Origin of the sequence: Flavobacterium sp. KMS (assembly GCF_000813005.1) — a bacterium.
In the GTDB taxonomy this organism is placed as follows: Bacteria; Bacteroidota; Bacteroidia; order Flavobacteriales; family Flavobacteriaceae; genus Flavobacterium.
The window spans coordinates 303613-316871 of the sequence record NZ_JSYP01000003.1; the positions used below are offsets into that span (position 1 = coordinate 303613).

7 protein-coding genes are annotated in these 13259 nt (G+C 33.2%); 3 read left to right on the forward strand and 4 right to left on the reverse strand.

Annotation, left to right across the window (positions count from 1 at the left end; genetic code table 11):
* Positions 1 to 6: 6 nt before the first annotated feature.
* The 4 genes from OA93_RS05605 to OA93_RS05620 all read right to left on the reverse strand — a co-directional run bounded on the left by OA93_RS05605 (position 7) and on the right by OA93_RS05620 (position 6788).
* Positions 7 to 3270 (reverse strand): RHS repeat domain-containing protein, encoded by a 3264-nt coding sequence (locus OA93_RS05605; protein WP_131474457.1) that lies wholly within the window; start codon positions 3268 to 3270, stop codon positions 7 to 9.
* 10 nt (positions 3271 to 3280) lie between these two features.
* Positions 3281 to 4936 (reverse strand): T9SS type A sorting domain-containing protein, encoded by a 1656-nt coding sequence (locus tag OA93_RS05610; RefSeq protein ID WP_039112134.1) that lies wholly within the window; start codon positions 4934 to 4936, stop codon positions 3281 to 3283.
* A gap of 386 nt (positions 4937 to 5322) precedes the next feature.
* Complete coding sequence (locus OA93_RS05615; RefSeq protein ID WP_039112135.1) at positions 5323 to 6144, reverse strand: alpha/beta hydrolase-fold protein; 822 nt, start codon at positions 6142 to 6144, stop codon at positions 5323 to 5325.
* 71 nt (positions 6145 to 6215) lie between these two features.
* Positions 6216 to 6788, reverse strand: a complete 573-nt coding sequence (locus OA93_RS05620) for a Crp/Fnr family transcriptional regulator (protein ID WP_039112136.1) — start codon at positions 6786 to 6788, stop codon at positions 6216 to 6218.
* 240 nt (positions 6789 to 7028) lie between these two features.
* Here OA93_RS05620 and OA93_RS05625 point away from each other — a divergent pair, with 240 nt between their 5' ends.
* The 3 genes from OA93_RS05625 to OA93_RS05635 all read left to right on the forward strand — a co-directional run bounded on the left by OA93_RS05625 (position 7029) and on the right by OA93_RS05635 (position 13171).
* Positions 7029 to 8243 (forward strand): glycoside hydrolase family 88 protein, encoded by a 1215-nt coding sequence (locus OA93_RS05625; RefSeq protein WP_039112137.1) that lies wholly within the window; start codon positions 7029 to 7031, stop codon positions 8241 to 8243.
* Between the two features lie 15 nt (positions 8244 to 8258).
* Positions 8259 to 10241 (forward strand): heparin-sulfate lyase HepC, encoded by a 1983-nt coding sequence (gene hepC, locus OA93_RS05630; protein WP_039112138.1) that lies wholly within the window; start codon positions 8259 to 8261, stop codon positions 10239 to 10241.
* Positions 10242 to 10387: 146 nt separating this feature from the next.
* Positions 10388 to 13171, forward strand: coding sequence for a chondroitinase family polysaccharide lyase (locus OA93_RS05635; protein ID WP_039112139.1), 2784 nt, complete (start codon positions 10388 to 10390; stop codon positions 13169 to 13171).
* Positions 13172 to 13259 lie beyond the last annotated feature (88 nt).

Here is a 13259-nt window from a genome sequence, read left to right on the forward strand (position 1 = left end):
CTCATACTAGTTTTTATAATGATATTGGTTTTCTGATAAAATGTTTCCCTGACTGTCTTTTACTACTTTCAAACGATTAAATTCGTCATATTCATAATAGGTAGTTAAGCCTTTAGGATCTGTTACAGTACTTACTCCTATTAATGGTTTATAAGTATATGTTGTAATCATTGCATTGGGTAAGTTATTCCTAAATGTATTTTCGTTTGTTGCGTACGCCGCACTTGCCTGATCGTAAGTTGCATTTTCAACCTTAGCAATGGGTTTTGTCTTATTATATCCCCAAATAATTGTTACTGGTGTACCACTCTCTAAAGTATACTGAAGAATATTACCTGCATCATCATATTTATCATATGTAATTTTTCTTTCTAAAGAATTTGCTGTAGAAAGTGAATTAGGGAATTTGGCAGCATAGATAAACTTTGGCAACAATAAATTACCCGTTGAGGCATCCTTTGCATATTCTGTTTTTTGCTCGGATTGTTTTGTACCACCTCTAAAAGTTTCTGTTTTCAGTGGGGTATCAATTCTATTATTTGTAATCATTTCAGAAACAAAAGGTTCTGTAGTTAAATCCTGAGGATAGTAATACTTGGTTTCCAAAGTTTCTTTTAACGAGGATTTGGTACTTTGCGAAGTTAGCTGAAGATGTACAGGATTATTATATCCATAATTTGTTGTAGTTTCTATTGGATTTAATCCTTTAAGATCATACGTTTTAGATATGGAAGATTCCAAATAGAACCAGTATGCTATTGTTTTATATTCTGCGATACTCAAATTATCAACAGAATTTACAGTTGCGCAGAGTTCTTCAAAATCTTTTCTTACAGTATATCCTTTTATCTCCTTGTTATAAGAAGCATCTAACTTGTACTTATTTTCCTTCTCGGTTACAACTATAAATGGAGCACCTCCAATTTTTTTCTGAAATACCTGTGATTTTATTTCCAAGCCGTTATCCCATCCAGTATTAGTAAGCGGCGCGCTTTTAAGTTCGCTTCCTAAAATAGGATTACTAAAATAGTCTCTATGAATAATAAATTCTTTCATTTCTCCTCCATTTTCAAAAGCATCTCCTCCTTCACTAACAGTTACGTACTTATAAAAACAATTACTACTACCGGTATCAAATAAAGAAATCAAACTACTAGAGCTAATTGTAAGATTACTATTATCTACAAAAGAACATGCTACTCCCATTTGTCCATCTGATACTGGACACTTAGTCCTTTGAGTGGATATATCTGCATAAAAAGGAGTTTTCCCTCTATCTCCCGAAGAATGATTGATATCATCTTTATTGGCATAATAATATCTTTTATAATTTGCCTTAGCCAATGGTTCTGAAAAATCTTTAGTAGCTTTAATTCGTACGCCTCCTGTTTCTATATTTGTATTTGTCGTTACTGAGGCGGTAGCGTAATAGGTAATATTTACCCATGCTGAAGCTTTGATTCCGTTTTTAGAAAGATGAAGTGTATATGTCTTACCCGCTTTTGCATCAAAATAAAATTTATTGTCTACAACATGATGATCTCCATTACTGGCAGTTATAAAAACAAAACCATCATCATGAAAAAAATCACCAAACTGAGAATCTTCATAAAATCTAGGGCAATCTTCTGAAGGATCTGCACAGGTTATTTGCATTGCTGCACTATAATGTCCTGTATTGCCAGAGCCTGGTATTGGGTTACCATTCTGATCCAAAAGAGGTTCTTGTTCACCTGCATAAACAACACTACCCATAAGCTCAATTTTTTGATCAGTAGGTGAAGTAATGTTTATAGTTTTTGCTTCATGGTTTGTTTCTGTTTTGTCTTTTTCTAAGATTAGTGTAGTTTTTTTAGGATAAGTTGTTTTCTCTCCCCAATAAGTATTACTCTCATAATCAAATTCGGTATATCCTTTGGTAGGATAAATAATTTTATTTAACAATCCTATTTTAGTAAAATTCCCATCAGGCTCTTTATCAGCTCCATAGTAGTCTATATCATCTAAGCCTAAACCAAAATCCTTTATATTTTTAGGCACTAAATTAATATTATCCTTACCATTATAATACCCCCAATGATCCTGGCTTGTAGAGAGTCTTCTAGGGAAACCAGACTGGTTTAGATATTCGAAAGCGTATTTTTTACTTGGATCGTTAAACGTGATATTTTGCAAAAAAACACGTTGGTTAGATGTTTTTAAATAATTGAAACTTATTTTTTCAATCACAAGCCCATCGGCATTATATTGCGTAATGGTTTCGATTTTGCTATTCCCATCGACTTCCTCATTAATCCCCGAAGCAGTATAAGCAAAAGTTACATAGCCATCACTACTATTATTACTGCTTATTTTGCTTACTCGTTTCCCAATAACTTTCATATTAAACGATATAATACCACTAAGGGCTGGAGCATTACTGTATGGAGAATTACCCTCGCAACTTCTTTGCGTTCTTGGATACGACATAGAAAGTGTTTGAGAATTTGAAGCAGTATAATCCATATTGGCTCCATCGTAGGTTAGATAAATTTCGGATCCGTTTGGGTGTACCATCTTGCTTAAATACCATGCCGTTACACTGGCACTTATTACTGAGTGTCCCTCCCCCTGACTTCTAAAAGCTGTTGTTTCTTTTTCGGTAAAATAATATTTAACACCATTAGTAGTAGTCAATAAAAAATCGGCATTATTAGTGATTCTTTCTATTTTAATTTTTTGGTTATTTATTAAAACCGGTATATTATTTTTATCATATATAAATTTTCCCGAGTTGCCATTAAAATTAAAAGAATATATATCTCTTTCTGAATCAGCATTGCCTTGCGCAGCTGCTTTATAAAACGCTACTCTTTCAGCATTGGTAGCATTAGGCATATCATCTGGTGGGTAAATCATTGTTTGCAAATCATCTGATTTATCTCTTACGGTTCGGGTAATAACTCCTCCAAAATTAAGATTCCAACCCAATCCCACATTCGAAGCAACTTCATCTACCTTAATTCCGTTAGAGCCATAAAAAAGTGACATAGGAGATTCTAAATCTTTAGTTTTAAAACTTATTAATGGAACTGAAATATTTGCCGCTCCTGTAAACATTCCAACAGGAACGTTACCATATTTACCTAATTCTCCAGCTATAGGTGATGGTGGTGTTATATTAGGCATGAATTTACTATCATCTGACTGTGCAACACTATGCAAGGTTGTAAAAACGAGCAACAAGAAAAATATATGTTTAATCCTGTTGGTGGTATGTATTGTATTCATTATAATTCTTTTAATTTTTTCCTCTTCTTATTACTTTCACACCATCACTCTGCACATTAGTTTTTATGTTTATTACATAAATACCTTCAGGGTAACGGCTTAAATCTACTGGAACGGTTCGCTCAGTAATACTAAATTGTTGCAAGATGCGACCCGCCATGTCTACAACCGTAGCAGTACCGGTCTCATACTCATATCCTATAATAATATTGGTAAATGTTACAACTGGATTAGGAATGGCTTCCACACTTATTTTAACTTTTTCGAGTTTGGTTTTGTCTTTTAGCTTGACTACCCAAAAATCATTTCCTCCTATACTTCCGCTTTTATCCTTAGATGCGCTGGAATTTGATGTTCCTGCCATAAGATATCCACCATCTCTGGTTTCTACAAGCTTACGAAGGATATCCTCTCCTGCACTTCCTACTGTTTTCTTCCAAAGTTCTTCACCTTTATCATCTATTTTTAGAGCGATATAATCATTGATCCCTTCTTTATCTTTGTCTATCAAACCAGTTACTTTACCCACAATACCTTCTTTAGGAGATTTTTTTTCGCTTTGAGCATACCCTCCAATCAGGTAGGTATTGTCTTTGTTTTCTACTAATGAGGTTAAAATATCTACTTTGCCAAAATCATAGGTTTTACTCCATATTACTTCTCCTTTTTCATCTAATCGTAATACCCAATAATCGGTACCATTACCAACCGTACCTCCCAAAGTAGTAAGGGGTTGAGTACTATTAGAATTCCCTCCTGCTATATAACCTCCATCTTTTGTTTGGTGAACTACATACAACTGATCATCACCATTGCTTCCATATGTATTTTGCCATTCTATCCCGCCTACATCGTTAATTTTTATAATCCAGTAATCTCCTATTCCTTTATTGGGTTGGTTTTTGTCTCCTGATAGTGTGGAATTAGAATATCCTCCTAATATATATCCTCCGTCTTGGGTTTGCTCCATACTTCTTAATAAATCAGCATACTGACCTCCATAGGTTTTTTGCCACTCTACTACTCCAGCTTTATCCAATTTCACGATCCAATAATCCATGTTTCCACGGCTTTTTTCAGATTTAGCGTATATATCTGTTTTGGTATCCAGAGGTAAAGATTTTGAAGTTATTAATGCTGGGCTTGAACTTGAAGAACCTCCAAGCATATACCCACCATCTTTGGTCTGAAAGGCACATAAAAGTTCATTTTGTCCACTACCGCCAATCGTTCGCTGCCAAAGCTCTTCGCCTTTGGCATTGAGTTTTATAACCCAAAAATCGGAAATACCTTTACACGGATCTTTCTTTTGGAAATCATTTGGTGAGCTGGAAGTTCCTGCAAGGATAAAACCGCCATCACTTGTATTTTTTATGCTTTGTAGTAAATCAAAACCGCTTCCTCCAATGCTTTTTTGCCAATCGAGGTCGCCTTTTTCATCCATTTTCCAAATCCAATAATCTAAATCGCCATGATTATTATCGGTTTTATTGCCTGTTTTATCAGATAAAGAACTGCCTGCTAGTATAAAACCATAATCGGCTGTGGGTTGTGCATCAAAAAGATAATCTGCATGTTTGCCTCCATACGATTTTTCCCAAAGTATGTCTTGAGATTGCATGAATAACGGGCAAATAAATAAGAGTAGTAAGTAGTTTTTTTTCATATTAAAACTGGATTAAGATAAATGCAGCTATATATTACATAATACTGTTAAATAGCTATAATTTGCGCAATGATAGTTCTGCTATTCTGAAGATACAATACCCACTTTTAGTGATTTTATTATAAAATCATCAAAAAAAAACCTTATATATTGATAATTAGTTAATTATAAAAAACATCAATACATATAATAAATAAAACATTAACATAATAAAATAATGTTAGGAAGAATAAGCGTACAGTTAAAAAGTCTATTCTTGCTTCAGTTACATTTATTTTAAGCAATAAACAGTTAAAAGTCAGTATACTTAAAATCATAAACTAAAAAAGCTGATACGAAATGTATCAGCTTTTTTAAAATAAATCTTGCAACAATCAACATAAGCTTTACTTTCCCTCACTACCAAAATAATTTTCAAACAAAGCCAACTGATTTGATAACGCTTTGCTCCAATAATTTGTATCGTGTGCGCCCAGAGATTCTATATAAAGGTGTTCAATTTTTTCATTTGTTAGGAGTTTATGAAAATCTCTATTCATATCTATCATTTGAGCATCCTCTGTACCACAATCAAATATATAAAACTGATTTGAGGCTTGCATTTGTTTCGTTTTATCAAATGTTAAGTATTGTTTTGGTAAGCTTTTAAATTCGCCTAAAAATTTATCTACTTGATAATTATGGAAACTTTCTCCAAATCGATTAAAATCTAAAGCGCCACAAGAACTTCCTACTATCGAAAAAGTATTTTGATATGCAATTCCGATGTTTGTTGCGCCATATCCTCCCATACTCCACCCTAAGATTCCTCTAAATTTTCGGTTTTGGATTGTTGGATAATTGGCATCGATATAATCAACTAATTCTTTCCCGATAAAAGTTTGATATTGCGAAGATTTATCCACAGGACTATCTACATACCAACTATTAAAATTGCCATTGGGTAGAACATAAATAGTCTTATTTTTTTGAGATTTGCTTACAAGATCAGGAATATCCTGCTTATATGCTCTATCAGGATTACCGCTATAACCATGGAGTATATAAATGGTTTTATATGTTTCACCATCTACAAGATTTGGTGTAATAATTACGGTTTCAATTTCCTTATTCATCTTTTTGCTATATACATTCTTATGAATGATTTTCTGAGCAGAAATTGATACAGATAAGGCAAGTAATCCAACTGTGGTAAGTAATGTTTTCATTTTTTTGTTTTTTATTTATAAGGCAAAAGTCAGATATATAAAAAGCAAAAAAGTTTACAAATGTTGATGGATTAAAAGTTTATTTCTTTACGAATACGACTTAACTGAGTTGGTGTAATCCCTAAATATGATGCAATATGATGTTGTTTTAACCTCAGGAACAAATGTTGGTTTTCATATAATTCGATATAGCGCTGTGTAGCCGATTCCCATTTTAAGTTTATTTCTAAAGGCTCTTTTCTTACCACCCAATTTTTCTCTAGATAATTGATGTGAAATAATGCTAAATCATGATGTTTTTTAACCAATTCGCGAAAAGCATTTGCAGGATAAACAATCAATTCTACATCTTCTAAGGCTATGATATTAAAATTACTGGGCTTGTCTTCAATAATTGCTGCTGTAGATGCTACAAAGTTATTCTCTTCAAAAAATATTTTATAAATCGTATCCCCATTTTCATCAATCGTATAATAGCCAAGCAAGCCTTTCTGAACAAAATAATAATACAATGCCAGATCTCCAGCCTGAAGTATTAATTCGTTTTTCTTAAATTTTTTTACTCTACAAATACCTAATAACGCTTGCGAAGTTTCATCGGAGATAGGATAATATAAATTGATTTGTTTTAAGAAGTCTTCCATAATTGTTTTAAATGAGTTTTATTAAATCAATCCCCATTTATGAGCAACAAATTTACTCATTATTGATTGACTATTTTCTCTAATAAATGATTGAATTAACTTGAATAGATGCATAAAACACGATGTTTACACAAATTCGAAACATTTATGATAAAATTTGAAAGTTCGTTTTCTAACTCCCGTCTAACTTCGCTTAATTAAAGATTTAGAACAAAAGATTATAAATAAAAATATCAAACCATGAAAAAAACCTTTAGCCTATTTTTAGCAATCACTACCATTACCATAAGCTCCTTTGCCAAACCTAAACAAGATGATCCCTCTTTTGATTGGTTCAAAAAAACAACAGAGGTAATTCATTTTCAATTAAACAAAGCAGCTCAAACTTATAAACCGGGTAAAAACCCACGTTCTGTAAATCCTGATGGATCAGTAAGATTAGCTGGTTTAACCGATTGGACAACTGGTTTTTTCCCAGGAAGTCTTTGGTACGGATATGAACTTACTGGTGACAAAGTAATGGCAGAAGAAGCTAAAAAGTTTACCCTAGCTTTAGATTCTATCAGAAATATAAAAAACACGCATGATGTTGGTTTCATGCTTTATTGTTCTTACGGAAATGCCTATAGAATTACTGGTGATAAAACCTATCTTCCTGCACTTGCCGATGGTGCTGCAAATCTTTATGCTCGTTTTAACCCAACAGTTGGAGCTATTCGTTCTTGGGATTTTGCTTGGTTACATTATCCTGTAATTATAGATAATATGATGAATCTTGAATATTTATATTGGAGTGCGATTGAGTTTAATAAACCTGATTATGCTAAGGCTGCAAGCACTCATGCATTGACAACGATGAAAAATCACTACAGAAAAGATTATAGCTCGTATCATTTAGTTGATTATGATCAAAAAACGGGTAAAGTATTACGCAAAGGAACACATCAAGGTGTTACCGATGATTCGGCTTGGGCTCGTGGGCAAGCGTGGGGACTTTATGGCTATGCTATGTGTTATGAAAACACCAAGAATCCTAAGTTTTTGCAACAAGCAGAAAATATTGCTTCTTTTATCATGAATCATCCGCGTATGCCTAAAGATAAGGTGCCAGTTTGGGATTTTGATGTACATAATGCAATGGATACTGCAGAACTTGCACCAAGAGATGCTTCTGCAGCTGCAGTTATTGCATCAGCTTTACTAAATTTGAGCACTCAGGTAAAAGACGGAAAAAAATATGCAGATTATGCCGAAGATATTTTGAAATCATTATCATCAGAGGCTTATTTGGCTAAACCGGGTGAAAATAGTTATTTTTTATTAAAGCATAGTGTGGGTGCTTTTTTATATAATTCAGAGATTGATACACCACTTGATTACGCAGATTATTATTATTTGGAAGCTTTAAAAAGATATGCTACCATCAAAAAAATAGATTTTTCGGAAAAATCATAATTTAATAAATTAAAAATGAAGATTAAAAAATATACATTCATTTTAGCATTTATCTTACTTCTTGTGCAAAATATTTTTGCGCAAGAAGCAAAAATCAATCAATCAAGTTTTGAGAATATTAATCTTGACAGCAAAGGACTTGAAAAAGTAAAAGCATTGGTCGTTTCTAAAAAATATGAAGATGCTGCCGCTGCACTTTTAAAATACTATAGAACTCGTACTGGTGTTAAATCTCTGGATTTTAATCCTGTAGATAAAGAAAATTTGGCTGGCAAAAAGGTAAATGCTAATACATTAGAGCTTGCCAACAATATATTATTACACAAGTTTAAGCCCCATAAAGGATATCCTGCTTACGATTATGGCAAAGATATTAATTGGCAATATCGTCCGGTACAAGATCAGTTGGTAACGACTTTTTTGCATCGTACAGCTTTTTGGGAATCCTTAGGGATTGTATATAACAGTACTGGCGATGAGAAATATGCTCAAGAATGGGTACTCGAAGTGCGTGATTGGATTAAGAAAAACAAACAAGGAGCATATCCAGATGATAAAGATTACTCTTGGAAGGCATTTGTTGTTTCTTTTAGACTTAATCATTGGTCGAGTTATTTTAATATGTTTTTAGATTCGTCAAATTTTACGCCTGCTTTTTTAATGGAATTTTTAAACTCCTATAATGAACAGGCAAATTATGTAATGGCAAATTACACCGATATAGGTAATCATCGACTGTATGAAGCACTTCATTTAATGTATGCAGGAAGTTCATTTCCAGAATTAAAACAAGCTACAACTTGGCGTAAAAGCGGTATTGAAGTATTAAACGAAGAAATTAAAAAACAAGTATTACCAGACGGAGTTCAGTTTGAGCTATCCCCTTCTTACCATATCGGAAGTATTAAAATATTTTTGGATGCATTGCAAATTGCCCAATTAAACGGCGCTGAAAATGAGTTTCCGGAAAGTTACCGCAAACTGGTAGAAAAAATGATTCTTGCAGTGGGCAAATATTCATTTCCAGACTATACGTTTCCGTTATATGGTAATTCGTTTTTAACGAATAAAAATATGATGCTCAAAAATTATGAGAAATGGGCTAAAGCTTTCTCACAAAACGAACAGATTAAATATTATGCAACAGATGGTAAATCAGGAAAACAACCTGATTATCTTTCTAGTAGTTTGCCTAATGCAGGTTTTTATGCTTTTAGAAATGGCTGGGATTTAGCAGCAACAGTAATGCAAATTAAAGTTGGGCCTCCTGCAGAGTTTCATTCACATCCAGACAATGGTAATTTTGTTCTTTGGGTAAAAGGTCGTGATTTTACTCCCGATTCAGGTAGTTTTATCTACGCCAATGTTGGTAACCAGGAAAACTCAAAAAGAGATTGGTATCGTTCTACCAAAGCCCATCAAACCCTAACTATTGATAATAAAAATATCATAAATGATGCTAAAGTAATGAAGTGGCAACCAGATGGTAATCTTCAGCAGCTTTCTTATATAAATCCTAGTTACAAAGATTTAGATCATCAGAGAAGCTTTCTTTTTATAGACAAAACTTTTTTTGTAATTATAGACAGAGCAATCGGGAGCGCTATAGGCAATTTAGGAATTCATTATAATCTAAAAGAAGATAGTAAAGCCTCTTTTAATGCTTCAAACAATCGTATTATTACCAATTATAACGACGGTAATAATCTCTTGATTCAAGTGTTAGATAAAGATAAAGTAAGCCTAAAAGAAGAATCTGGTTTTGTATCGTACCAATATCAAAAAGAAACTAGCCGACCGGCATTTGTTTTCGAAAAAAATAAAAGCGATACTACAACTCAAGGTTTTATTTCGATACTATATCCATACAGTGGTACTGCTGTGCCTGTTGTAAAAATCACCGAAAATACAGCACATAATCTATCTAAAGGAATAATTGATATAACACTAACTATTGATAATAAAACTACTCATATTAAAGAAAATTTAAACTTATAAAAAATATAAAAACCTGATTTAAAATTAAACAATGAAATACCTTTATAAGTAAACTATTTTGATGTTTTTGATGAGTTAAAGTTGATAACGGATGAATGGCTAAGAATACAAAAAATAATAAATGAAACTATTTAATAAATAATCTTATGCGTAAAAAATTATTTTTATCCGGATGGCTAATTGCCATAGTATTCAACTTTTCGTACGCTCAAATGAGTGATATAAATAGCATTAAAACAAAATATAGAAATTGGCTCACGGGTGAAAATCTTGATTATTCGAAAACACAAGTTAATGAAAGATACAGCCGGTTCCTGAGCAACGGAATTGCTGCTAAAAATCGATCTGCGTATAATTTTGCTAATCCAGGACCAGTTTGGAATTTCACTGTAAGTGCAGATCAAAATGCCTATCAGGTTCTTGTAGAACAAAAACTAATTAGACTTGTATTTTTATATCAGTTAAAGGGATCAAGTACCACTCCTAATCCAGATTATCATAGTCCGGCACTTAGAGATATGATCCTCAGTCTTTTTAATTATATGAAAGCAAAAGGAATAAGTAGTACAACCAATTTTGATTACGTTTCAATTCCTGCTACCGAAGAGATTATTACCAGTGGTCATGGTGTATGCCTGCGTTCATCGGGATATGCAACAGCAATTTTCTTAATGAAAGACGAACTAGTTGCAGCAGGAGAATTTACGCATCATATGGGAGCACTTAATGCGCTTACCGCTTTTATAGCGCCAGAATTTCAACCGTTTAATTTTACTAATCCAGGTTTTAATACAGATGTTATTCGTTCGTCAGTTCAACAACGACTTTGCTATGTCTTGGCTCAGGATGATTCAGACAATTCCAGACTTGCCAATATGGATTTTCTAAAAAGGTTTATTAATAATGCCTTAAAAATAGGCAATGGCTGGAACGATTGTATTAAACCCGATTTTATTACTTATCACCACAGAGGAGCGTATTCTAATACCTATGGTGTAGAGGCTTTAGAGCAATCTTCTATCATGAATATGATGCTGAAAAATTCGGCGTATGAATTAAATACAGAAGCACAAAGCAATTTAAAAAGTGCTATTTTAAACTATAGCAAATTCAGTAAAGATTTCGAAATGCCTTTAGGACTTGCCGGAAGATTCCCTACTAATACTGATGCAATAAATGATTTAAGACAAGCTTTGGCATTTTTATATGTAACAGATCCTGCTAGTAATCAAGATGCAGGAAGAGAGTTTGTAAGACTTTGGGATATATCTGTAACAGCTAATACTGCTTTGTTAAGACAGAATGCCTTATCGATTACCATGATTTATTCACCTAGTGGTGTAATGGATATTTTGCAAACTTTAAACTCTGGACTTACTCCTCTTCCCGAAATAACCGAAGCACAGTTTAGTTTTCCGTATGCGGGATTAAGCGTTCATAAGTATAACAGATTTCAGGTAAGTGCAAAAGGAACAAGCAAGCATATTTGGCATTTTGAGAATTCGAGTACCGAAAATGTTTTTGGAAGATACACTTCTGCAGGAGCTTTGGAGTTACTTACAAAAGGAAGCCAAATGACCCGTGCTACAAATGGTTATATAGAAAATGGCTGGGATTGGTCGCACGTACCTGGAACTACAGTAGCATATCTTCCGTTAAGTACACTTGCAATTGGTACAATGAGAGAAATGAACGGAAAATCTTTTCTAGCACACGCATCTCTTGATAATAATGGAGTTTTTGGAATGGATTATAAAGATTTTAATTCCGCAACAGGAATGACAGCCTTAAAATCTAATTTCTTTTTTAAAGATATCATACTTTGTTTAGGTTCTAATATTCAGGACACAAACGGAACCTTTCCTATTCATACTACTTTGTTTCAAACTGCTCTGGCAGATACCAACACTCCTACTTACGTAAATGGAAATTCTGCTACAGGAACTAGTTTTACGATTACACAAACTGGCGGTGATTTTTGGGCAACCGATGCAATTGGAAATGGTTATGTAATTCCTGCAAATCCTAGCAATACTGAAGCTATTACAGTTACCAGATCAGCACAAATCTCTCGTAATAATGCCAATACGGTTAATACTACAGGTAATTTTGCTACAGCATATATAAATCATGGTATTGCTCCTACGGCAGGGAAATTTCAGTATGCAATTGTAATGCAAGGTGGTCAAACAGTGACACAACAACTGGCTAATAATTTTGATTCTTATTTTAAAATTCATCAACAAAATAATCAGGCGCATATTGTTGAGTATGTACCAGATGCCATATTTAGTTACGTTATTTTTAACCCAACGACTGTATTTGCTTATGATGCTGTGATAAGTGTAAATAAACCAGCTATAGTAATGACTCAAAAAACAGATGGAGGAAATAAATTAAAAGTAAGTCTTACGAATCCAAATCTGGGGTTATTATCAGCTACCGAAACTTATAAATGGAGCCAGATTAGTGGTCAAAACGCAATACTAAACAGAGAACCACAAACTGATGTTGTTACACTTACTATTGCAGGTAATTGGGTTTTAGTATCGCCAACAAATAATGTAACAGCGGCTATTAATGGTACTAATACCGATATTAGTTTTAGTACTATTAACGGTTTAACTATACAAACAGAATTGATAAACTCATCTCTAGGAACTAACAATCCTAAAGACGAAGATGCAAACGGATTAAAAGTAATTGTTGCTCCCAACCCAACGCAAACAGACTTTAAGATAAACGTAAAAGGAAATTCTACACAAGGAATTTATGTACTTGTATTTGATGCTTTAGGAAGAAAAATAAAGACTTTAAAAGCCGATTATAATCAAACAATTGTACTAGGGAGTGATCTTAATTCAGGAATATATTTTGCCGAAATACATCAGGGTAACAATAAAAGAACAGTAAAACTGATAAAACAATAAATAAAAACATTAATCAATTTAATGAATAAATAAAGACATTAAGAAGCTATTTTTGACGTAAAATATCAATATAAATAGCTACTTAATT